17 protein-coding genes and 2 pseudogenes are annotated in these 23,273 nt (G+C 61.2%); 7 read left to right on the top strand and 12 right to left on the bottom strand.

Annotation, left to right across the window (positions count from 1 at the left end; translation table 11 throughout):
• Positions 1-12: 12 nt before the first annotated feature.
• The gene (locus tag DIE03_RS25555; RefSeq protein WP_111442641.1) at positions 13-1,038 is read right to left on the bottom strand and encodes an aldo/keto reductase; all 1,026 of its coding nucleotides are present in this window, start codon (positions 1,036-1,038) and stop codon (positions 13-15) included.
• A gap of 139 nt (positions 1,039-1,177) precedes the next feature.
• The gene (locus DIE03_RS25550; protein WP_111442642.1) at positions 1,178-2,371 is read right to left on the bottom strand and encodes an arabinose transporter; all 1,194 of its coding nucleotides are present in this window, start codon (positions 2,369-2,371) and stop codon (positions 1,178-1,180) included.
• 370 nt (positions 2,372-2,741) lie between these two features.
• On the opposite strand from DIE03_RS25550, the gene DIE03_RS25545 reads away from it, so the two are divergent.
• From DIE03_RS25545 to DIE03_RS25520, 6 genes are all read left to right on the top strand, one after another.
• The gene (locus DIE03_RS25545; RefSeq protein WP_059620092.1) at positions 2,742-3,728 is read left to right on the top strand and encodes an aldo/keto reductase; all 987 of its coding nucleotides are present in this window, start codon (positions 2,742-2,744) and stop codon (positions 3,726-3,728) included.
• 73 nt (positions 3,729-3,801) lie between these two features.
• Positions 3,802-4,461 carry an aldehyde dehydrogenase iron-sulfur subunit PaoA gene (paoA, locus tag DIE03_RS25540; RefSeq protein ID WP_059620090.1) on the top strand — a complete coding sequence of 220 codons (660 nt, stop codon included), beginning with the start codon at positions 3,802-3,804 and terminating at the stop codon, positions 4,459-4,461.
• Positions 4,458-5,408: a xanthine dehydrogenase family protein subunit M gene (locus tag DIE03_RS25535; protein ID WP_111442643.1), complete on the top strand. Its 951-nt coding sequence runs from the start codon at positions 4,458-4,460 to the stop codon at positions 5,406-5,408. The genes paoA and DIE03_RS25535 overlap by 4 nt, the downstream gene beginning before the upstream one ends.
• 3 nt (positions 5,409-5,411) lie before the next feature.
• The gene (paoC, locus tag DIE03_RS25530) at positions 5,412-7,622 is read left to right on the top strand and encodes an aldehyde oxidoreductase molybdenum-binding subunit PaoC (RefSeq protein WP_111442644.1); all 2,211 of its coding nucleotides are present in this window, start codon (positions 5,412-5,414) and stop codon (positions 7,620-7,622) included.
• Positions 7,623-7,809: 187 nt separating this feature from the next.
• On the top strand, positions 7,810-8,487 hold the full coding sequence (locus DIE03_RS25525; RefSeq protein WP_059620084.1) for a carboxymuconolactone decarboxylase family protein: 678 nt from the start codon (positions 7,810-7,812) through the stop codon (positions 8,485-8,487).
• Positions 8,488-8,569: 82 nt separating this feature from the next.
• On the top strand, positions 8,570-9,610 hold the full coding sequence (locus DIE03_RS25520; protein WP_258400022.1) for a branched-chain amino acid ABC transporter substrate-binding protein: 1,041 nt from the start codon (positions 8,570-8,572) through the stop codon (positions 9,608-9,610).
• Positions 9,611-9,860: 250 nt separating this feature from the next.
• On the opposite strand, the gene DIE03_RS25515 is transcribed toward DIE03_RS25520, so the two are convergent.
• The 8 genes and pseudogenes from DIE03_RS25515 to DIE03_RS25475 all read right to left on the bottom strand — a co-directional run bounded on the left by DIE03_RS25515 (position 9,861) and on the right by DIE03_RS25475 (position 20,259).
• The gene (locus tag DIE03_RS25515; RefSeq protein ID WP_111442646.1) at positions 9,861-11,420 is read right to left on the bottom strand and encodes a methyl-accepting chemotaxis protein; all 1,560 of its coding nucleotides are present in this window, start codon (positions 11,418-11,420) and stop codon (positions 9,861-9,863) included.
• A 163-nt stretch (positions 11,421-11,583) separates the two neighbouring features.
• Positions 11,584-12,675 carry a beta-propeller fold lactonase family protein gene (locus tag DIE03_RS25510; protein WP_111442647.1) on the bottom strand — a complete coding sequence of 364 codons (1,092 nt, stop codon included), beginning with the start codon at positions 12,673-12,675 and terminating at the stop codon, positions 11,584-11,586.
• Between the two features lie 248 nt (positions 12,676-12,923).
• Positions 12,924-13,181 (bottom strand): annotated as a pseudogene (locus DIE03_RS39080) (hypothetical protein); the annotation flags it as partial.
• Between the two features lie 28 nt (positions 13,182-13,209).
• A complete protein-coding gene (locus tag DIE03_RS25500) occupies positions 13,210-14,586 on the bottom strand; it encodes a glycoside hydrolase family 28 protein (RefSeq protein WP_111442649.1) in 1,377 nt (458 codons plus the stop codon).
• Between the two features lie 168 nt (positions 14,587-14,754).
• A complete protein-coding gene (locus tag DIE03_RS25495) occupies positions 14,755-16,677 on the bottom strand; it encodes a glycoside hydrolase family 28 protein (RefSeq protein ID WP_241308703.1) in 1,923 nt (640 codons plus the stop codon).
• A 637-nt stretch (positions 16,678-17,314) separates the two neighbouring features.
• A pseudogene (locus DIE03_RS25490) lies at positions 17,315-17,900 on the bottom strand (LacI family DNA-binding transcriptional regulator); the annotation flags it as partial.
• A gap of 565 nt (positions 17,901-18,465) precedes the next feature.
• A protein-coding gene (locus DIE03_RS25485; protein ID WP_124455148.1) for an IS3 family transposase occupies positions 18,466-19,628 on the bottom strand; the annotation gives its coding sequence in 2 pieces (ribosomal slippage) (positions 18,466-19,373 and positions 19,373-19,628; 1,164 coding nt in all).
• Between the two features lie 337 nt (positions 19,629-19,965).
• Positions 19,966-20,259, bottom strand: a complete 294-nt coding sequence (locus DIE03_RS25475; RefSeq protein ID WP_059620058.1) for an H-NS family nucleoid-associated regulatory protein — start codon at positions 20,257-20,259, stop codon at positions 19,966-19,968.
• Positions 20,260-20,942: 683 nt separating this feature from the next.
• Between DIE03_RS25475 and DIE03_RS25470 the strand changes: the two genes are divergently transcribed.
• Positions 20,943-21,509 (top strand): hypothetical protein, encoded by a 567-nt coding sequence (locus DIE03_RS25470; protein WP_185658222.1) that lies wholly within the window; start codon positions 20,943-20,945, stop codon positions 21,507-21,509.
• A 65-nt stretch (positions 21,510-21,574) separates the two neighbouring features.
• Here the strand turns inward: DIE03_RS25470 and DIE03_RS25465 are convergent, their stop codons facing one another.
• Positions 21,575-22,225, bottom strand: a complete 651-nt coding sequence (locus DIE03_RS25465; RefSeq protein WP_185658221.1) for an acyl-homoserine-lactone synthase — start codon at positions 22,223-22,225, stop codon at positions 21,575-21,577.
• 237 nt (positions 22,226-22,462) lie between these two features.
• Positions 22,463-23,167 (bottom strand): autoinducer binding domain-containing protein, encoded by a 705-nt coding sequence (locus DIE03_RS25460; protein WP_260434949.1) that lies wholly within the window; start codon positions 23,165-23,167, stop codon positions 22,463-22,465.
• Between the last annotated feature and the right edge of the window lie 106 nt (positions 23,168-23,273).

Genomic DNA, 23,273 nt, shown 5'->3' with positions numbered 1-23,273 from the left:
TGTATTTCGCTTTCAGTTACGTGGCAAAGTAAGGGTCGGTGGACCATCAGGAAGCGGCGGAACGATCCCATCGACTGGATGAGGGATATAGGGCGCCTCCAGCGCGTTGATTTCATCGCCGGTCAACGAGAAGTCGAGCGCGCGGATCGCCGTTGCAAGATGCTCAGGCTTCGTCGCTCCGATGATCGGAGCGGTCACACCGGGCTTCGCCAGCAGCCACGCGAGCGCGACGTGCGCCCGTGGAACGCCATGATCGTCGGCAAGCCTGGCGACCACGTCGATCACCTTCCGGTCCTGCGCCTCCGTATTCAGATACATCTGGATCGCGAACGCATCGTTCTTCGTTCGATGTGTGCTTTCGCTCCAGTCGCGCGTCAGCCTGCCTCGCGCCATCGGGCTCCATGGAATGACGCCGACGCCCTGGTCCATGCAAAGCGGCAGCATCTCGCGCTCCTCCTCGCGATAGAGCAGGTTGTACTGCGGTTGCATGGAGATGAAACGTGTCCAGCCGTTGCGCTCCGCAACGTGCTGCATCTTGGCGAAACGCCATGCTTCCATTGACGAGGCGCCGAGGTAGCGCGCTTTTCCGGCTTTGACGATGTCGTGCAGCGCCTCCATCGTCTCTTCGACCGGCGTGCCGGGATCGAAGCGATGAATCTGGTACAGATCGACGTAGTCCATGCCGAGTCGCTTCAGGCTGTCGTCAATCGACTGGAACAGCGCCTTGCGCGAAAGGAAACCGGTATTGGGCGAATTTCTCCACGGAAAGAATGCCTTCGTTGCGACGACGATTTCTTCGCGTCGCGCCATGTCGCGAAGTGCGCGCCCGACAATTTCCTCGGAACCGCCGCCGGAATAGATGTTCGCCGTATCGAAGAAGTTGATTCCTGCCTCGAGTGCCTGACGAAAAAACGGGCGAGACGCCTCTTCATCCAACGACCACGGTTGGGGCAGTCGGGCGGGTTCCCCGTAACTCATGCAGCCCAGACAAAGGCGCGAGACCTTGAGGCCGGTGCGGCCAAGATTGACGTATTGCATGTGCTTCTCCGAATGAGCGAGATTTTGAACAGCGACGATGCGCGATTACGAAACCGTGATGGCGACCCGGATAGGAAACCGGCCAGACGCACTTGTCGAGAGGTAACGCCGCGCTCGCCTGTCATGTGAGATGCGCGTCTCAAGCGGCTTCAGTAGATGAACGAAGTCTCATCGCGATGGGCAGGGCGAACAGGGCGAGAATCGCGCTGATGAGAAAGATGGCGCCGAGGCCCGTTACATTGGCAACGAGGCCGAGCAGAGGCGCAAAGACGCCGAGCGCGAGATCGATGAACGCAGTGTAGATGCCCATGGCCAGCCCTCTGGCGTCCGTTGGCGCCCTTGCTACAGCCTCCATGCCGAAACCGGGATAGATGAGCGCGTAGCCGAATCCCGCAAGCGTCGTTCCCGCAAACGCCAGCCATGCAACCGGGGCGGCCCAGACGAGCGCCATGCCGAAGCTGTAGAGGGCGACGAAGATGACCGCAGTACGGGCTCCGCCGAGGCGATCGGGCAATGCACCGAAAAAAACCCGCGCAACCATCAGCGCAGCGGCGAATGCTGTAAAGGAGAGCCATGCGGGTTGCCAGCCGCGTTGAACGAACAGCAGCACGGAGAACGCGGTCATGATGCCGTAGCCGAGGCCGGGAAATGCCATGCCGAGTCCTGGCAGCCAGACGGCTTTCAGTACTTTCCCGACGGCTTCTGCATTGCTGGACTGGGTTCTGGCATCCGAAACCGGGCTGACCAGCAGCATCGTCACGACCGCGCCGGCGGAAGTGGCGAGCCCGATCGAAGCAAATCCGAATGCGTCGAACAGAAAGCTGCCGAGCGGTGCGCCGGCCGCCAGTGCGACGAACATCGACGTTCCGATCCACGCGATCGTTTTGCCGGCATGGCCCGGACCGGCGAGAGCGAGGCACCAGCTTTGCGAGCCGGTCATGATGAAACTCTCGGCGGCACCGAGCAGCGTGCGGCCCATGAGCAGGATCGCGATGGACAGTGACGGGTTGCCGGAGAACGTCAGCGACAACAGGTACAGGAGTCCGGCCGTCGCGGACAGTCCAAGACCGGTGGAAACGGCGAACTTCGGTCCGCGCCGGTCTGCAATCGCACCGGACCACAGGCGAGAGACCAGCGACGATGCGAACTGGGCGCCGGAGACCAGACCGACGGTGAATGTTCCGAAGCCTAGGTCGTGGTGAATGTGCAGCGGCAAAGCGGACAGCGCCGCGCCCGTGACCAGGAACACGGTGAATACGCAGCTCATCAGCGGAAGCAAAGAGCGGTCTGCCGCTGCCGAATGGTATTGCGGTGGTGTCACGGGTATTTCCATCGAGTGGTGAACGCGTCAGCGTCGATCGGTTCAGCGTCGGATCGGCGTATCGTGCGGGCTACTTGGCGTCGAATTTAGCGTAACGGTGCCTGTTTGTTTAGCCGGCGTTCGGTTGACGCACCAATGAGTTGTATTCACAAATGCGACGGTGACTGCGACGGATGCATCATCGATTCGTGCGGCGTCGCCGCCCGTTGTTGAGCGTCATTCACAGCGCCATCAAATGAACGGGGGCTTTCGACAACCATCGTTCCCGCTAAAGTCCTGTCGAGGCGCATCGTCGTGCGAGCCTGCGGGAGCGAGAACCGCCGCAGTTGCCGATGTGAGGCCACCAAACCGGAATCCGACAACCTACATCGGCGGCATCGGCATGCAATACGTACACCTCGGACGCTCGGGTCTGAAAGTCAGTCGTCTCTGTCTTGGCACCATGAATTTCGGTGATAGGGCGGACGAATCCACCAGCTTCGGGATCCTCGACACCGCGCTGGATTCGGGCATCAACTTCATCGATACGGCCGACGTGTACGGTGGCCCGCAGTCACCCGACCTTGAAAAGGGTTTCGGCATCTCCGAGGAGATCATCGGACGCTGGATCGCTCAAGGCGGCCGTCGCGAGCGCATCGTCCTTGCCACCAAGGTCTATCAGCCGATGGGTACCGGCCCGAACGACCGGCGCCTGTCGGCCTACCATATCCGCCGTGCCTGCGAGGACAGCCTGAAGCGGCTGAAGGTCGATCATATCGACCTCTACCAGATGCACCACGTCGACCGGTCGACGCCCTGGGAGGAAGTCTGGCAGGCGATGGAACTGTTGGTGCAGCAGGGTAAGGTGCTCTATATCGGCAGCTGCAATTTCGCCGGCTGGGACGTCGCGACCGCGCAAGCCGCGGCCCGTTCGCGTCAGTTCATGGGACTGATCGCCGAACAGAGTCTCTACAACCTTTCCGCGCGAACCGTTGAACTCGAACTGATCCCGTCGTGTCGTCATCATGGGCTGGGCTTGATTCCGTGGAGTCCGTTGGGGGGCGGGCTGCTGGGGGGCGTATTGCGCGGGACGCTCGAGGGGCGGCGCGCCACGCCCGACATGGCGCGCAAGATCGCGTGCCACCGGCAACAGCTGGAGGCATGGGAATCGCTGTGCGAGGACCTCGGCGAGCGCCCCGCGGACGTCGCATTGGCCTGGCTGCTCCATCATCCGGCGGTGACCGCGCCCATCGTGGGGCCGAGAACCGTGGAGCAGACGAGATCCGCATTGCGGGCGCTGGATATTGCACTGTCCGACGACACGCTTCGCTGCCTCGACGAAATCTGGCCAGGACCAGGGGGCGCCGCGCCTGAAGCTTATGCCTGGTGAACCGGGCCATCGAAAGAGCGTTCGCAGCCGGTCGACCGGCACGCGCCCGCTGCAACGAGAGGAGTGCAGACATATGGACGATTCGGAACAACTGAATGCGAGGAGACGTCACCTTCTGATCGCCGGCGCCGTCTCCGCTGTCACCCCTTTTCTGCCCGATACCGCCAACGCCATGTCGCCGGCCGGGGAGGCCGGGCCAAGCGAGTCGTCGCCGATGACGAGCACGATGCGCGTCGTCTTCAATGTCAACGGAAACGATCGACACCTCGACGTCGATCCTCGGACCACGTTGCTCGATGCGTTGCGGGAACACCTCCTTTTGACCGGTACGAAAAAGGGCTGCGATCACGGACAGTGTGGCGCATGCACGGTTCACGTGAACGGTATCCGGATCAATGGGTGCCTGAGCCTCGCGGTGATGCACGACGGCGACGCGATCACCACGATTGAGGGGTTGGGCACGCCGTCCGAACTTCATCGGATGCAGGCTGCGTTCATCAGGCACGACGGATATCAGTGCGGCTACTGCACGCCGGGTCAGATATGTTCGGCCGTTGCCGTGCTGGACGAAATCAAGGCCGGGGTGCCCAGTCATGTCACGGACGACCTGATGGCGCCCGCCGAGGCGACACGCGTCGAGATGCGCGAACGGATGAGCGGCAACCTCTGCCGTTGCGGTGCGTATTCGAACATCTCCGATGCGATGGCCGAAGTCGCGGGGAGCCGTGCATGAAGGCGTTTACCTACGAGAGGGCGAAAAGTGCTGCGGACGCGGCAAGCATCGTCGCACAGCGCCAGGGAGCAAAATTCATCGCTGGCGGCACGAACCTGCTGGACCTGATGAAACTGGAGATCGAGACGCCGACTCACCTCGTTGATATTCAGGACATCGGGCTCGATCATATCGACGACACACCGGAAGGCGGACTGCGAATCGGCACGCTCGTGACCAATACGGCGCTTGCGTCGCATCCTCGAGTGCGACGCGATTACGGGGTCCTGGTACGTGCGATCGTTGCGGGCGCATCCGGTCAGCTACGCAACAAGGCCACGACCGGCGGAAACCTGCTCCAGCGCACGCGTTGCCCGTATTTCTACGATCCGAATCTGCCGTGCAACAAGCGTATGCCCGGCTCCGGCTGCGCCGCGATCGGCGGATTCACGCGGCAGCTTGCTGTCGTCGGCGCGAGCGCCAGTTGCATTGCGACGTATCCGGGCGATATGGCCGTTGCATTGCGTGCACTCGATGCATCGGTGGAAACGGTTCGCGGCGACGGACAGACGAGGACGATCCCCATCGCCGATTTCCATCGATTGCCGGACACGACGCCGCATGTCGAGACTGCGCTCGTGCCCGGCGAGCTGATCACGGCAGTGACGCTTCCGCGCCCGATCGGCGGCCGTCACTTCTACCAGAAAGTCCGTGATCGGGCCTCCTATGCGTTTGCGCTCGTGTCGGTCGCTGCGATCGTTCATGAGGACGGCAGCGGCCGCGTCGCGCTGGGCGGTGTCGCACCGAAGCCGTGGCGGGTCGCATCCGCAGACGCAGCGATGCGGCACGGGGCTGCAGCCGTCGCGAATGCGTTGATGAAAGAGGCGCAGCCCACGCAGCAGAATGCGTTCAAGATTCCACTGGTGGAGCGCACGCTCGCCTATGTAATGGAACAAGCGAGAGGTTGATCCATGAAGTTCGACACGCCTGCAGGACAGAATCCCATCGACCGGATGACGGTCGTCGGTCAGCCATATGATCGCTACGAGGCCGGGCTGAAGACGACCGGGACTGCAACCTATGCGTACGAATATCACGACGTTGGCCCGGACGTTGCCTATGGCTACATCCTGGGCGCGGGCGTAGCCAAGGGGAGGATCTTGTCCATCGACACGCGGCGTGCGCAGGCAGCGCCGGGCGTGCTTGCCGTTGTCACGTATCGAAATGTCGGCCGGCTCGGTGTCGGCAAGTTCTATGTACAGCGCATGCTCGCGGCGCCGGACGTCGACCATTACCATCAGCCGGTGGCCGTCGTCGTCGCGGAGACGTTCGAGCAGGCGTGCGCGGCAGCCGCGCTGATTCGCGTGCAATATGTGCGCAGCAACGGGCAGTTCGACCTCGAGACGCAGATGCAGACTGCGCCGGTCGCGCGCCAGATGGCGTTCGGCGGGCCGACCGACACGCGCGTTGGAGACTTCGAGCAGGGTTTCGCACAGGCGCACGTCAAGGTGGACGAGACATACACGGTTCCCGATCAAGCGCACGCGATGATGGAACCGCACGCGACCATTGCGAAATGGGACGGCGACCGCGTGACGTGCTGGACGTCCATCCAGCAGATGAACTGGGGTACGCGCGATCTTGGCGCAATTCTTGGCATACCGCGCGAAAACGTCCGCTTGATTTCGTCGTTCGTCGGCGGTGGCTTCGGCGGCAAGGGGACCGTGCAGTCGGATCTCGCGCTCGCCGCAGTGGCAGCGCGAATGGTGCGACGCCCGGTCAAGATCGCGCTCCAGCGTCCAATCATGTTCAACAACACGATTCACCGACCGAAGACCATTCAGCGGATCCGGCTCGGTGCCACGCGCGACGGAAGGCTGATCGCGATCGGTCACGAGAGCTGGTCGGGCAATCTCGCTGGCGGGCGTACCGAACCCACGACGTTGTCGACGCGGATGCTCTATGGCGGCCCGAACCGGATGACGTGCGTCCGGCTTGCGACACTCGATCTGGCCGAAGGCAACGCGATGAGGGCGCCTGGCGAAGCGCCGGGGCTGATGGCGCTCGAAATCGCGATGGACGAGATGGCCGAGAAGCTCGGTATGGACCCTGTCGAGTTTCGTGTCCGGAACGACACACAGTTTGATCCCGAGCTTCCGCAACGGCCTTTCTCGTCGCGTCCTTTCGTCGAGTGCCTGCGCACCGGCGCAGAACGCTTCGGCTGGAACGCACGACAAGCGCGGCCCGGACAGGTCCGCGACGGTCATTGGCTCGTCGGTCTTGGCATGGCCGCGGCGATCCGCGGTGCGCCCATTGCCAAAGCCGGTGCGCGCGTACGGCTCGACAGCAGCGGGATCGTCACGATCGAAACCGACATGACCGACATCGGGACCGGAAGCTATACGGTTGTTCAACAGACGGCGGCCGAAATGATGGGTGTGCCGATCGATCGGGTCGTCGTCCGATTGGGCGATTCGAGCTTTCCGGAGACGCCGGGTTCGGGGGGGCAGCAGGGCGCGGCCTCCGTTACCGCAGGCGTCTACGCCGCGTGCACGAAGCTGCGCGAGATGGTCGCTCGGCGCCTCGGCTTCGACATTGCCGGGGCCGAGTTCGCCGCGGGCGAAATTCGCTCCGGCAGCAGAAGCGTTCCGCTCGCGCGCGCGGCAGACAACGGACCGCTCGTCGTGGAGGAAAGCATGGAGTTCGGCGACTTGTCGAAGCGGTTCGCGATCCAGACGTTCGGCGCCCACTTTGCCGAAGTCGGCGTGAACGCCTTCACCGGCGAAATCCGCGTGCGCCGAATGCTGGCCGTTTGTGCGGCCGGCCGCATACTGAATCCCAAGACGGCGCGCAGCCAGGTGATCGGCGGAATGACGATGGGAATCGGCGCGGCGTTGATGGAGGAGATGGCGGTCGACAAGCGATTCGGGCTCTTCATCAACCATGACCTGGCCGGCTACGAGGTACCGGTTCATGCCGACGTACCGCATCTCGACGTCGCGTTCATCGACGAGGTCGATCCGACAATTTCACCGGTCAAGGCGAAGGGCGTCGGCGAACTCGGTCTCACCGGTGTCGCGCCCGCGGTGGCGAATGCCGTCTACAACGCGACCGGCGTTCGTGTGCGCCAATATCCGATCACGCTGGAGAAGTTTCTCGATCGCTTGCCGGCAACGGTTTGATATCTCGGACACAGAGCAAATGCGGCTTACTTCATTCGACATGGTTACGCCGTCGGTCTCGCGGGGCAGACGTGCTGTCTGGCGCGACGGGGCCGTTCGGACACTTCTGCGGGCAGCGGTACTCGTTTTAGCCGTCGGCTTTCCGGCGGTACCGACGCAGGCAACTTCACATGAGGAATCGAACGACATGGCAAACACGGGAACGTCTCTTCCAAACGTTGCTGAAACGCTGACCGCGCGACAGCAGGCGATCGTGCCCATCGCGGCCTTTGCTGCCGCAGGGGACATCGACAATCTCACCGCTGCGCTGAATGAGGGGCTGGACACCGGTCTGACAATCAGCGAGATTCGAGAGATCCTGGTGCAGCTTTATGCTTACGCAGGTTTTCCGCGCAGCCTCAATGCGCTCGGATCGCTTATGAAGGTGATGGAGACCCGCAAGCAGGCGGGGCGCCAGGATACGGAAGGTCATGCGCCGAGCCGCCGTGCGCCAACCGGTGACGCATTGCTTGTAGCCGGTACGGCAAACCAGACGAAGCTGTCCGGCGGTCCGGTGAAAGGCGCATTGTTCGATTTTGCGCCGGCGATTGACCAATTTCTGAAGACTCACTTGTTTGGCGATATTTTCGAGCGCGACAATCTCGATTGGCAGAGCCGCGAACTGGCGACGGTAAGCATGCTCGCCGCGATGACAGGGGTCGATTCGCAGCTGCAAGCGCATATGCGCATAAGCATGAACGTTGGGCTTGCTGCTGGTCAGTTAAAGCAGCTCTGTGGGATATTGGCCGACCGCGTAGACGGACAGGCTGCCCGACGCGCGAGCGGGGCATTGGAGCGGCAACTTGCGGTAGCGATGGGGCACTAGGTCGCGGCGGTGAATCATACGCCGGCTCGATCGATTCGGACCGAGCCAACGTTCGGGGTGAATTGGCATCGGCAACCGGCCCGTGACATGTGCGCTACTCACGCAGTCTTACGCTCAGGCGAAGTGCAGATTCAATCGCATTGGCGGACGATGGGCGAACACAGCGCAAGCTGGTCGTCAATCGCTGGAGCACATCGACGTGATGACATCCAGGCTCACTCACCAAAGTCGCAGCTTCGGCAAGGACGACGAGCGCGGCGTCCGGCTCGCGGTCGAGCACCTGAACAAGAACCCAATCGTCGTGAACGGTCAGCCGGTGACGTTCCAGGTGGTCTCCGAAGATGACGCGGCCGATCCGAAGACGGGTGTGTCGGTCGCGCAGAAGCTTGTCGACAGCGGCGTCAAGGCGGTGCTCGGCCACTACAACTCGGGCGTGACGATCCCGGCATCGCGCATCTATCACAGCGCGAATGTTCCGATGATCACGGGAGCGGCGTCCAACCCGGCGATCACGCAGCAGAACTTCCCATACATCGTCCGTCTTGCGGCTAACGACAACGTGATCGGCGCACGCATCGCGGACTTTGCCGCAAATCTGCTGCATGCGAAGAGGGTAGCGGTAATCGACGATCGCACCGTGTACGGTTCGGGAGTGGCCGACGTATTCGTGGAAACGGCCAAGAAGAACGGCACGAACGTCGTGGCGCGTGAGTATTCGAACGACAAGGTGACCGATTTCAACGCGATCCTCACGCACATCAAGGCGACGGGTCCCGATGCGATCTTCTACGGTGGCTACTATTCGCAGGCGGCGTCGATCGGCCGGCAGTCGAAGCAACTGGGCCTGAGCGTGCCCGTCCTCGGCGGCGACGGCATCTGCTCGGTCGACATGCCGAAGCTCGCCGCGGGCGCGCTGGACAGTCGCGGCTTCTGTGCGGAGGGCGGCGCGCCGCTGGCGACGCTGAAGGATGGCCTGGAATTCGTGGCGCGATACGAAAAGACGTTCGGCGTGAAGAACGACGTTAGCCGTATCAATTTCGAACGACCTGATGGTAACGTCGTCCCCCACATGAGCGAGGCTCAAAAGGTGGCAGCTCGCTCGGCGGAAGGCCTCCAGGGATAGTTTGACGGCCGAATGTCGGGCGCTCCCAAGAACACGAACGGAGCTTCAACAGCCGCAGGATCGAGTGTTGGGGCAACTATGGGGGCCATTACTCAGCGACAAAAGCTCATCGGCTTGATAGTAAAGGCTCATATCGGTTAATTCGAATCAGGCCTCATCAAGGGGTTTTCATTGGCCTAGGAAGGCTAGACTTTGCTTCGCGGGACGAATACCTGCCGATTTCGTTGATATGCACGGTGTGTCATCCCGTTCACCCCTCCCGCGCAATCCGGAAAACCGCCATCGCGGCCTGCATGGAACCGGCCTGCTGCTCGAGCGCGGTCGCGGCGGCACTCGCCTGTTCGACGAGCGCCGCGTTCTGCTGCGTCATCTGGTCCATCTGCGTGACCGCCTGGCCGACCTGGTCAATGCCTGCACTCTGCTCGACGGTGGCCGTCGTGATCTCGCTCATGATCGTCGCCACGCGCCGCACCGACGCCACGATCTCGTTCATTGCTTGTCCGGCCTGCGTCACGAGCGCATTGCCGTCGCGTACATCGTCGATCGACGCGCCGATCAGTTGCCGAATCTCGCGCGCGGCGCTCGCGCTGCGCTGGGCCAGCGTGCGCACCTCGCCCGCGACGACCGCGAAGCCGCGCCCGTGCTCGCCCGCACGCGCCGACTCGACCGCCGCGTTGAGCGCGAGGATATTGGTCTGGAACGCGATGCCGTCGATCATCCCGGTGATCTCCGCGATCTTCTGCGAACTCGTGTTGATCACGCCCATCATGTCGACGGCGCGGCCGACCAGTTCGCCGCCGTGCTGCGCGAGGTCCGCCGCGCTCGCCGCGAGCGTGCTCGCCTGCTGCGCGTTGTCCGCGTTCTGGCGCACCGTCGACGTCAGCTGCTCCATGCTCGCGGCCGTTTCCTCGAGCGACGCGGACTGCTGCTCGGTGCGGCTCGACAGGTCGAGATTGCCCGCGGCGATCTCGCGCGCGGCCGTATGGATCGCGTCGCTGCTGTCGCGCATGCCGGTGACGGTCGCGGCGAGCCCGGCCTGCATCCGCTTCATCGCCGCGAACAGCTGGCCGATTTCGTTGCGGCCGGCATCGGGCACCGTCACGGTCAAATCGTTCGATGCAATCCGGTCGAGCAGCGCGGCCGCGTTCGCGAGCGGCCGGGACACGATCGCGCGCAGCGCGAAGTGCGTCGCGGCGATCAGTGCAAGCGCCAGCGCGACGCCGAGGCCGACCATCGCGATGATGCGGGCGTATGCGGCGTTGTCGTCGTCGATCGTGTCTTCCGCCAGCTGGTTGGCCGTGCGCTGGAATTTCTCGACGTTCGCCGAATACACCTGGCCGGCGAGCGTGATTTCCTTGTCGTTGATCTCGGCATACGCGGTGGTATCGCCGTTGCGCAGCGCGTCGGTCGCGCGGGCGAGCACGTTCGCGAGATGCGTCGACGATTCGACCAGCGCCTGCTTCAGGTCGGCACCGAGGCTGCCGATCGGCGCGGCGTCCTTGAACGCCTGCGTTTCCTTGGCGGACAGGTCGAACGTGCGCTGCGCGCTTTGCAATGCCGAATCGCGCTGCGCCGGGTCGTTGTGTTCCTTCAGTGCCGAATACGCACGCACGAGCGCCGAGCGGGTGCGGGTGCTGTCCTTGTACGCATCGTTGACGAGCGAGGTCTGCGTCGCGATGGCGTGCAGACGTTTCGCGTTCGTGTTCGCGCTGCCGAGCGCAACGACGCCGACGATGCCGCCGACGATGATCATCGCAGCGAACGCGGCCAGCACGGCGAGCAAACTGTTTTTTACCTTCAGATCGCGCATGGTGAATCGACTCTCGAAGTTATCCCTTGTCGGTTAACGACAGCGGATTTTTCAACTTGAGTCGATCGAGTGCGGTTTCGATGCGCGACCCGGCATCGCATGTAGGCAAACCTCGCGAAACGGGCGGCACGCGTGCCATGCCGCCCGCTCCGTCGCAAGCGGATCAGTTCGTCCCGTCGTACGTGACGATCTCGACCCAGTTCGCGCCCTTGCCGACTGGATACTTGCCGATCGCGTCGAGGTGGCCCGTGTGCCGGTCGATCCGGTACACCGCGAGCGTCGGCGACAGTTGCCCGGCCGCGAGCAGATACGCGCCCGATGGATCGATCGCGAAGCCGCGCGGCTGCTGCTCGGTCGCGAACGTGCCGATCCGCGCGAGCTTGCCCGACGCCGAATCGACACGGTACGCCGCGAGCGTGCTCGACGTGCGTTCCGACGCGTAGAGGAATGTCCCGTCCGGCGTCAGATGCAGATCGGCGCCCCACGGCTTGTCGCCATGAAAATCCGGCGGCAGGATCGATACGGTCTGGACCGGCCGCGCATCGGCGCCGCCTTGCGACAGCGCAATCACGTGCAGCTTGCCATCGAGCTCGTCGATCAGGTATGCGAAGCGCCCGTTCGACGAAAACACGAAATGGCGCGGGCCCGACTTCGCCGGCAGCCGGTACGCGGGTTCGGCAGCATCGGTCAGCTTGCCGTTCGACGCATCGAACGGCAAGCGCAGCCACGCATCGGCGCCGAGCACGGACGCGAACGCGTAGCGACCGTCCGGCGACTGGCGGATCGCATGCGCCATCGGGCCGGTCCTGATCGTCTGCTGCACGTCGCCGGCGACACCGTTCTCGCCGATCCGGTTGACCGCGAGCAGGTTGCCGCCGTACGACGCGGAGAACAGGTAGCGGCCCGACGCATCGGTCGACACATACGCCATGCTGTCCGCGAGCGGCGAGCGGCCGAGTTCGATCAACCGCCCGTCGAGCGGATTGATCGCGAAGCTGACGACGCGATAGGGCGTCGAGCGCAGCGCCGCGTACAGCCGGTGATGATCGGGCGACAACGCCATCGGCATCACGGTGCCGTCGACCGGCACGGTTTCGATCGCGCGCAGCGCGCCGGTCGACGTGTCGACGCCGAACACCGAGATGTCGCGGCTGTCGCTGTTCGATACGTACGCATACGTCGCGGCGTGCGCGAGCGAGGAGGCCAGCGCGAACGCAGCCGCCGCAACGGCACGCATGAGTGTTTTCGTGTTCATGGGGCTCTAGGTGAAGTAAAGGAAGCGGTGGATGCGGCTACGGAGCCGGACAACTTCGGTCGTCCGGCACAGCGTCGGGAGAGGCGCGCAATCGGAGAATCTGAATACCGCACGTCCGTTGAGCTGACTCGGCAACCACGCATGTAGGTGACGATTTTGATCGCACTGAAGACGCAAGGTAGTGCTGTCACGCCATCTTCGTGGTCTCGCCGATCGACACGTTTCGGATCGCGCAGCCTGCGCTATCAACTCATGCCCGAGCCACGGCTCATTTCCTGAGGAAGCATTTCCCTGGGAGCAGCGGACTGCAACACGAATAGGAGGTCCGTCAGCAAGGCGCGATCGTCGAGCGGCTTGCTGACGGGGTATCGCGTCCGGCGCGGCTTCGGTAGTGGCAATAGTGGTTGGATGAGTAGCCACAGTTCGACATTGAGTATAGGTTTGGCCGTGGCCTCCTCATCGGAGAAACAACGAAGAGGTTCACGGAGTAAGCGACGGGGTAGCAGCCCCTCGCAGTTCATTTTGTTAGGGTTCTTAGATCTGCGTCGGAATGGTGATGCTGCTTGGGCAAGACAAGGTCGGACCGTTGTCCGTAATTGGTACCACCGTGCCGTTCGAACTGGTCGAGGTCGTCACGCTGCTATGGTTGCCTACCTGAAGTTCGCCATCCGTAACCGAGAAGGCCCCGCCGCCACTGATCTGGCTATTGGTGATGCGGATCCCGGTGTCACCCGATTTCGGCACACCCATCAGGTTGTTCGAGAGCCCGACAATGGCGCCCTGGGTCTTGGTGGCGGTAGCGATCACGTTGTCGATGCTCACATTCGCGATGATCGGCAGGGCGCCGCCGGTACCGGACGCATAGGTATAGGTGAACAGGAACGGCTGCTGGACGTTGCGCATGCAAGTGTTCCGGTAGGTCACGCCCGTGGTCGCGCCACTATCCTTGGCAGTCTGGTCGGTCTTGATCCGGTAGCCATAGTCGGTGCCGCTGAATTGAACGGTGTCGACCGTCACCTGCGATACACCGGGGCTTGCGAGCGTGGTGCCTGCCGCTTCCTGTCCGCCGATCGAGATGCCGTGGCCGCCGCCGACCACGCAGTGATTGATGTTGACGTTCGAGGTGGCCGCACCGCCCGCGTTGGATTTAATGGCGATATCGTCATCGCCGGTATCGAGCAAGCAGTTCTTGATCGTGGCGGTCTGGGTGCCGATGATGTCGATCGCGTCGGTGTTCGGTGCGAGATCGTTGCCGCTGGAATTGCGTTTCGGGTTCGCGTAGATCCACACGCCGTCGATCGTGACGTTCTTCGAGCCCGATTCGATCACCAGTTGCTCTTTCGGCGAATTTCGAATGATCAGCGCGTTGTCGGTGGCGTTGGTCGAACTCGGAAGGCTGATGATCGACTGCGATTTCCCGGCATCGGTGAAGTTCGAGCCGATCTGCAGATTCGAGCCGGTGATGGCAATCAGCTTCGGCCGGGGTGTGTTGTTTTGACCGACTGCTGCCGGCCAATAGTCCTGTCCGTCGCCATCGATCGCACCGGTGCCGGTGATCGTGACGTTGCTGAGATTGCTGCCTGCCAACATCGCACTGCTCGAGGGTTGCGACGGCGAACCTTTCAGCGTGAAGCCCTTCTCGAGCTTCAGTACGATGTTGCTGGAAAGGTTCACGCTTGTGATAACTGCCGTCGATATGCCGTTGTTGCTGGTCAGGTCGACCAAGCCTGGGCTGCTGCTGGTGCCGCTACCGGAACACTGCTTGATGGCGTTCTGCAGGTTGGTTGTATTCGTGCTCGGCACGCTACTCCATGGCGGCGTGCAGGTCTCGGCCTGGGCAGCTGCTGGCACGGCGAGCGCTGATAAGGTGGACAGGATGAGTGCCGCGCGGATGCTGATTTTCCCTTTCATCAGGTTTTTCCTTGTCTTCGAATGGAGGAGGGGGGGAAACCTAGTTCGGACGGAGTGCGGCAGCAAGCGGACAGTGAACTGCTGCCGGTCGGCGGCCGACATCGATCAGGGTCCGGCACGGACCCCGGGTGCTGCTCGGGACTGCCGACGTGCGGGAATCCGTGCGGATCAGCGCAGGTCGGTGATGGTGGTGTTGTAGAGCTGGCCCGCGATCGTGACGTTCTGCAGAGTGATGCCGTTGACGTTCCAGGCGTAGATCGGGCCGGGCACGGTGGCGCTGGCTGGCCCGGCGGCGGTCGGCGAGCCGAAGTTGCAGTTCGAGATCGTCACGCCGGTGATCGCGGGAATCGTCGGGGTGGGCGCGGGGCCGTTGTAGTCGAAGACGACAGGGCCCTGCGCAACGATCGCCTGGAAGCACGAGCCGGTCTTGCCGCCGAGCGTGACGTTGCTGGCCGTTACATTGGCGATGTTGACGTTCTGCACCTGAGCTGGGCGCGTCCGGATCGCGTCGCCGGCCGGCTGGTAGTCGCAGTCGAAGGTGATCAGCCCGCCCTGCGACGCGGAAGGATTGCCTGCCGCCGCAGTCGCTACACCGAGCGGCACCGTGCCGTTGATCGGGCTGCCGGCCAGCAGCTTGCTGCCGTATCCGCCGCCCGTCAGGCTCACGCCGTTTGGAAGGGTGACGCCGTTGACGTAGAAGTTGCGGACGAAACCGCCCCGGTTCATGTTGGTCTTGATGCGGATCGCGATATTCAGCGAGTTGGTCGCCCAGAACTGGTTCAGCATCGTCAGGTTGCGTGCGTAGATGTTCTCGACGCCGCCACCCATCTCGCTGCCGAGCGTGATGCCGCCGTGGCCGCTGTTCATCGTGCAGTTCTGCACCACGTGGTTGCGCGCCGAGCCGTATTCGGTATCGAGATCCTTGCCCGACTTGATGGCGATGCAATCGTCTCCGGTGTTGAAGACCATGCCGTCGCACAGCACGTTGTTGCAGGCATCGGGATCGAAACCATCGTTGTTCGGGCCGATACTATCGGCCATCACGCCGCGGATCACCACATTGGTACAAGCAGTCGGATGGTGCTGCCAGAACGGCGTGTTTTGCGTGTGGTAGTTCTCCATCAGCACATTGGTGCAGCCGATGAATTCGACCATACAGGGGCGCAGGTAATGGCCCAGTCCGAAGATCCGCTGTGCGACCGGCACGCCGGCTTCCGACAGCGCAGGCAGATAGTTCTGATCCTGCTGCCAGGGCGTCGCAGGATTGGTCAGCAGCGCATATAGCGATGCGGAGATGCCCGGCACCGCCGTCTTCAGGTCTACGTTATTCGGGTTGGCGTAGGCCTGCGAAGGGGTTGAGGAACTCGCGCAGCCATAGGCGCCGGTGGTGCCCTTGTAGGTCCACCAGCAGGTGGCTGTGTTGCCGGAGCCGGCGAACGGTGTCATTGCCTGGCCGTTGAGGATCGACGTGGCGCCCTCGCCAGTCAGCGCGATGTTGCTGGCATTGCGCGCATAGACGGGCGCACCGAAATTCAGGCAGTCGTTGGCCTGCCAGCGACTGTAGAAGAGGTTGCCGTTCGCGCCGCAATTGATTGGGCCGTCCTTGGCGTAGTCGGCCGGGTTGGGGCTGAAGAAGATCGTGCAGTTCGCGCTAAGGTGAAAGTTGACGTTACTCTGCAGTACGATCGGCCCGGCGCAATACCAGGCTCCCGCTGGTACCACGACACGGCCGCCGCCGGCCGCCGCGCATGCGCTGATCGCCGCCAGGAAGGCGGGACGCGAATCGAACGCGCCAGCACCTTGGGTCGCGCCCGCGCCGGGGCTCAGCGGCGACTTGGTCGCGTCGGTGTAGGGGCTCGTCTGGGCGATGACGGAGCAGGGCTGTGCGCCATAGGCCTCGACCTGGAAATCCGTGGCCCGGAAGGCCGACTGCGTGATTCCGTTCAGCGAGGAGATGATGTTGGTTGCCGAGCCGTTGGGCCCCCAGATCGGATCGGTCGGCGTGGTGGTGCCGCCCGGCGAGCGGGTGTCGGTCGGGGCTGGCGTGTCGATGCCGCCACCGCACGCACCGAGCAGGGCGCTGCCCATCATGACACCGTAGTACCCGAGGAAATGTCGTCTGGTAACCCGGTGCGCCGTGTTCTGCTTGAGGTCGTCGGGTTTTCCGTTGCAGTCGGGTGCGGTCACGGCTGTCTCCATCCTGGTTGTTAGATGATGTCGATACGGCAATGGTGGTATGACATCTATTGTCATATGTCGTCATGATGATACGCGGAACATGCGAATTTCGCGTACGTGACTACCCTATGAAAAGGATTCCGTAATCTTCTTGTATAACTGACGTATAGTTGAAACTTGAAGAATTTCCGGGCTTGTCTTGTAGAGAACGAGACTGGCGCTGAACACGAGGGGCAGAGGTGAAAATTACGCCTTAGAAATATGATGTCGTATATTAAAGAGACGACTCGAGGTGCGCGACAGGGAACGGTACTGGTGCGCGAACGCCGTAAGCCGCCTGTCAAAAGAGCATGATCACGAGTCGAATCGGGCGATCCGGGAAAGGCGTCACCCGACCGTGATTTCCGTGCCTCGGTTCATTGCGCTTCGGGCATAGCTGCCCGGATCGATCGCTGGCAGGTTGTAGCAGCGGTGGTCGCGACGTGAGCGCCGATTGCTCGGGCTACCGCTCGATGGGCTGAAGAGTCTGAACGGGCCCGGCGCGACAGCTTCAATTCGAGCGTCGCGCCGATGTCGCCTTGCGGCGCGTCGGTGCGACGGCCGTTGATTCCCTGACCACGAGTTCCGGTGTGCCGCACACACGCGTGCTTTCGCTTGGCGGTTCTCCCTCGATCATCTCGAGCGCCATGGCAATCGCATGCGCGGCGATCAGCGGCGTCGGGAACCGGACCGTCGTCAGCGCGGGACGGAACTGGTGCGCGAGCTGGATATCCGTCATGCCGATGACCGAGAGGTCGTCAGGCACGCGCCGGCCCAGGTCGGCCGCCGCCTGCAGCGCGCCGATCGCCATCAGGTCGTTGGTCGCGAACAGTGCAGTGAGATTCGGATGCGCGTGCAGCAGTGCCATAGTGGCGTCGTAGCCGCCCTCGATCGAATCGTGCGTCGACACCGTCGTGACCGCACGTTCGGCATGGCCGCGCGCCGCGAGCGCATCGACGAAGCCGCGCAGCCGCACCGGCCGCCGCGAAGTCGACCGTTACGCAGGGCAGCGTATGCGACGCCGGCACGTGCTCCAATATGCACAGCACGATAGCTGCGCCATGGCGCGAGAGGTCGGCTAGTTCGGATGGCGAGATCGCTATCTTCGCGCCGGGAATGTCTTGGGATCTACCGCTATGCTCGGTGCCATCCTGTTCAGCTTGTCGGACATCGTCAGCGGCCTCATTTTTATTCCGATCCCAGCTTATTCGCCTCACTGACGTTTAGCCCCTGTTCCGCAAATGGACTGGATTTTTGTTCGCTCGGTGAAGCAAAGATCAATCAGGACATGGAAGCTTCCGGTGCTGCTCCGCACAAAAAAACACTTGCTACCACGCGCAAACGATTGCGTGTGGACTTGTTACAAAAAAGACTGATGCTCGTGTCTAGTTGGATTGGTGTTACGTAAAAATGGCACTACACTTGGGGTGAATCAGCCTGGTCGACACTATATCTAGTATTTCGTTTGGGTGCCGGCTCTTTTTAAGCAAACGGAGAAAAGATGGCCGGTCCTAGTGCAATTCCCGATCCGCTGACGGCGCGATTTCGCCGCCCCTCGACATCCGATCTGTCCCGTCGCTTTTTCTTTCTGGTTGATGCGATAGCACGTCACCAGGAGCCCACCGCCACCCAGCTCGAGCGATTGGCGTCTTCTTGTAGTGGTCAACTAATCCCGGACACTGCGTTAAGTTTTTCTTCCGCAACTGCCGGCGCCAGTCCGTCATTGAACTGATGCGGCCGTATCCAGTTGTACCGGTGCATCAGGTAGTGGCTGATGTCCCGGTGTGCCTCCTGCGCCGACATGTAGCCCACTGACGGTAGCCATTCGATCTTGAAGCTGCGGAACAGCCTCTCCATCGGGGAGTTATCCCAACAATTTCCTCGACGGCTCATGCTCTGCCGTATCCGATAACGCCAGAGGCGCTGACGGAATTTCCGGCTTGCATATTGGCCGCCTTGATCCGAGTGAAACAGCAAGCCTTGTGGTCGACCACGTTGCTCATAGGCCATCTCCAACGCCTGCACGACCAGATCGGCATCAGGGCGTGTCGAGAATGCCCAGCCAACAACCCGACGCGTGAACAGGTCGAGTACTACGGCCAGATAATGCCAACGGCCCTGCGCCCAGACATACGTGATGTCACCACACCACACCTGATTCGGCGTACCAACCTCGAATTCGCGATTGAGATGGTTCGGGATATCGATCCGCTCGACCGTGGCCTGCTTGTAGGCATGGCCGCCCGGCTGCTTGCAGATCAACCCGAGTTCTTCCATCAAGCGGCTGACCTTGAAGCGGCCAATCGCCGTACCTTCCTCGCGTATCATGCCCATGATGCTGCGACTGCCAGCAGAGCTTCGACTCTCGATGAACAGCTCGTGTACCCGGCTACGCAGTGCCATGCGCTCGGCATCAACGCGTCGGGCTCGCCCTCGGTGTGCATACAGGCAGGACCGCGACACGTCGAATACCGCGCAGATCAGCTCGACCGATTCGCTTGCGCCAATCTGATCAATTACTTCGTACGTTCGATGCCTTCCGACATCAAGAGCGCGGTAGCCTTTTTTAAAATGGCCTTCTCACGCTCGAGGCGTTCGATACGCGCCTCGAGTTCCTGAATACGCTGTTGATCCGGCGTGATTGCCTTGCCCTGCGGCGTGACGCCCTGGCGTTCCATCTGAAGTTGCTGCACGCAGCGGCGCAGCACCGTCTCGCCGACGCCGACCGAGCGGCTTGCTTCCATATGGCTATAACCCTGGTCGAGCACCAGACAGGCGGCTTGCTGTTTGAACTCCGGGGAAAACGTACGTCGTTGCTTGCTCATCAGACACCTCTTCATGGCGACCATTCTCGCCTAAATCAGTGTCCGGATTCATTAGACCACTACAGGCTGTGTCGTCGGTATGTCGTTTGATCCTGATGCAATGCAGGCCGAATTCATCGACATCTGGCGGTATCACCGCTATGTGTGAAATTTAGTCGCCGCGGAGACGAACGGCACGGATTCCAAAGGAGCGCGGAGTGTCTCCAAGATCGGGGCAGCTAAGGCGGATCTGAATCGCTTGGGCCGGCGTGGCTTGATACAGATTCAATGGGCCTGCAGCGTGAAACTGCAAGCCCAGAGAGTGTCCGTAGGGCTACCGATCGCTACGCTGCGGTGATCATTCAGCGATCAAGAAGCGATCACGTTTCTTACCCTTGATCCATGACGGTTCGCGGCCACGCCCGCTCCACGTCTTGCCGGTTTTCGGATCCTGATACTTCGGCGTCGCGGGCTGGCTACCATTCGCGCTACGTGTGCGCTTACGGCCGAAGACCTGTTCCGGCGTGAGACCATACTCTTGAATACGGGCGCGAACTTCTTCGAGCACGGTCTCTAGTTCGGCCTGCCGAGCTTCTTCCGCCTGCACGAGCAGTGCATCAGCCTTGGCTTTCAACTCTTGATAGGTGGCCATTCTTCACTCCACGTGGTTAAAAGAAACAGTATTGAAATGGTCGCTTCGAGGCGTCCAATTCGGCGCGACGCATCATGTCTGCGGCATGCCATTGTTGGCAGTCCAATCAGAACGATTGCACAATTCTCTCATCGTTTGGACCAGGAGTCGATCATTTATCACCTCCGAGGCCGCGAATTTGGTTGTGAATCGAAGCCGTACATCGGACTATGGCGTTTGGGTATGCAAATTGCCGTCGATCATCAGCGAATTGGCGGGTGGTTGCACGTCGAGCACCACGTACAGTCAACCGCTCTGATCCGCCAGGGCACGGGGCTTCGATATTGGATTGCGTTGGCGGCACAATGAGGATATCTATTTTGTGATCGAGAAGGTAAACCAAAGCGCAAAACTTCAGACAAGCCGCGTTATTTTTTTGAGGATGCGCGTGATCTCGTGCAACTGACAGACCAAGTCTGCGCCGATGTTGTGGTTCGATGTTTCGTGTTTTTGATAGAGCTCAAACTAGGCAGACGCGCTGATTGCTGATTGGTGTCCCCCCAATCTTCGCAGTTGACACTGCTGCCTGAAGGAACGAAAAAAGACGCACCGATTTCGGCCGGTCCGGTCAGATCGGTGCATCGGTGGTCCGATTTCTCGTGGTGTGTGGATTACATATCGCCACGTTCGAGGCGAGGTCTGCTATGGAGCAACGCGATAGTGTTTGGCGATCTATTGATTCAAACGCATGCTTGGCGCCGGCCTGCGATTGCGAGGCTTTGAAGATTCGTTTGCAACGCGCCGAAGCGCAGATTCGTCGTCTCACAAGATGTATTCAACTGAAGGACGAGAAGCTGAGTGAGCTTGGCAAGGCTCTGGCGAACTCGGCGACCGCGCACTATTGCGTTGAAGAGCGATTGCAGCGTGAACTCGATGCGCTACGGATCGATATGCCGGCCGACGTGTCAAGCGAGCCCCACGGTCCAGTTGACGGCGGTTCAATTGGAGGCGGTGTGATCGTTCGGCTGCCTTACCTGACCGCGATCCTGTCGGTGTTGTTTGATGCAATGCATGTGTTTTGGGCCGACTGCGATGACGGTCGCCTGCCAAAATCTTCGACTATCGCCCATGCAATTGACGAACGTCTCGGACTGCGCGCACAGGCAAGCGGCGAAGGTTCGCGCACAGGTCAGGCCTATGCGTCCGCCATCCGGCCGGATTGGGTAAAGGACGCGGATAACCGGCATCACCGCCGGCGATCCCCATCCTAATTGTGGTCTTGGAAGTCGAGCGCACCAATTCCCGCGGAGCGCGACGGTCCCGGCCGGGGCGGGATCTATTGCACGTCTGCCGTGCAATGAGCAACGCGTGGCACGGTCCTCGGCGAGCCAGGAACGTTCGACGTGAGCGATCGATGCCACGTGATTGATGATCGGAGGCTCTCGAGGTCGGTTCCAAGGTTGGCGAACGCGACGGCCGTGAGATCAATGGCACAGGCCACGAACGGAGAGGTAGCAGTCTCCGGATGAGGTCCCACGTACTGAAGATCGAGGCCAAAGCGGCGATACAGTCGTGCGATTGCCTGGGTGACGACACCAATGATGCGGATCGCGCCGAGGGACGCCGCGACGGCCATGACATAGGGAAACAGTTGCATGCCCGAACCGGCGAACCGCGATAGCTCCCATACGGTCGGTGAGGAGGGAAAATCGAGTTCCGACGAACGAAGAAGTAGTTCTCGGAGCAGGTACGGGGCGGTAGTTGGCATCAGACGTGCGCAACCACATATCTGTCCTTCGGAAGTGAGTTCAACAACCTGAATGGTGTTTTCGCCATCGAAGTGATCCCATTCCATGGTTTCATTTTCCTTAACATCGGGGAGCGTCCAGCCGAGGCGGCGCACGAACACGTCGTACCGGAACGCACCGAGTCCATCACGAAGTTCAAGCGGCAAGTCGCACAACCTACCCGCGATAATGAGTGGCATTTGCGTTCTCCATCGTTTATCGATGGGCGCCACCGTATCAAGTGGAAGCAACAACCGGAACTAGTTAGGTAGGGAGGGTGGCGAAAATGAATATTGGCCGCGCATTATCCGTTCGAGATTGAAGATCTCTGGCTAGTCAGGAATTATCAATATATGGGATTCGAGAGGCGTGGGGTATGGTTAAAACACGCCGGCGGCGCGCTTACACACGGAAAGCTTTGAATGAAAATAAGAGATCTAATCAAGTAGGCCGTAATTGGAGGCAATGACGGCGGCTGCTATTCTGCTATTCACGTTCAGAACCTTCATTGCTTCAGCGATATGATATTCGACGGTATGGCGGGATATTTCGAGAATCATGCAGATATCCGACGATGTTTTACCTTGCGCGACCCACGAAAGACATTGGCGCTGGCGTGGAGAAAGCTCAACCAATGCCTTTGGATGGGGAGGAGCGAACCGATCCAGCTCCAAGCGAAATAGATTGCTGATTACGCTCGCGAGCTGCCGGCTCGTCCCTGCATTGATACGGGATGACGGTCCTGACAGATTGATGAGCAAAACACTGCCCCCGACCTCACGAATTGGAATGCTCAGCCCGTTTTTGAGTCCGGCGTCGCATGCTTCCACAAGTACATGCCGCTCATTTTGGTTCAGATCGGCAATGTCACCCCAGCGATAAGGTCCGGAGGAGGTAAAAGCCGCTCGATGTACCGGATCGACGACGCCATAGTTGTGCTGTAGATAGTGCTGCACCCAATTGTTGGGATAATGTGAGCAAATTGCCTCCATTGAGATGCTGGGTCTGGAGCGGATGCATGTTAGGGCGATCCGCGTGACGGCGTAACATGGAAACCCCAATGGAAGCACCGCATTGCCAAGCAAGTCGGAAAGCGAAGAAATATCCGTTGCATCGGTAAAGAGAGACAGGATTGGTGCCATTCGCGTGGCTAATGTGACATTCCATGGTGGTGGCTTGGACGTTTTTTTGCTTGTACGATGCCGAAATCGCGTTCTCATGACTTCTACCTCGCTTATTGCCTAGTGG

The sequence above is a fragment of the Burkholderia sp. Bp8992 genome (assembly GCF_003853705.1).
In the GTDB taxonomy this organism is placed as follows: Bacteria; Pseudomonadota; Gammaproteobacteria; order Burkholderiales; family Burkholderiaceae; genus Burkholderia.
The sequence above is the reverse complement of the archived record's forward strand: the minus strand, read 5'-3'. Positions and strand labels throughout refer to the sequence as shown.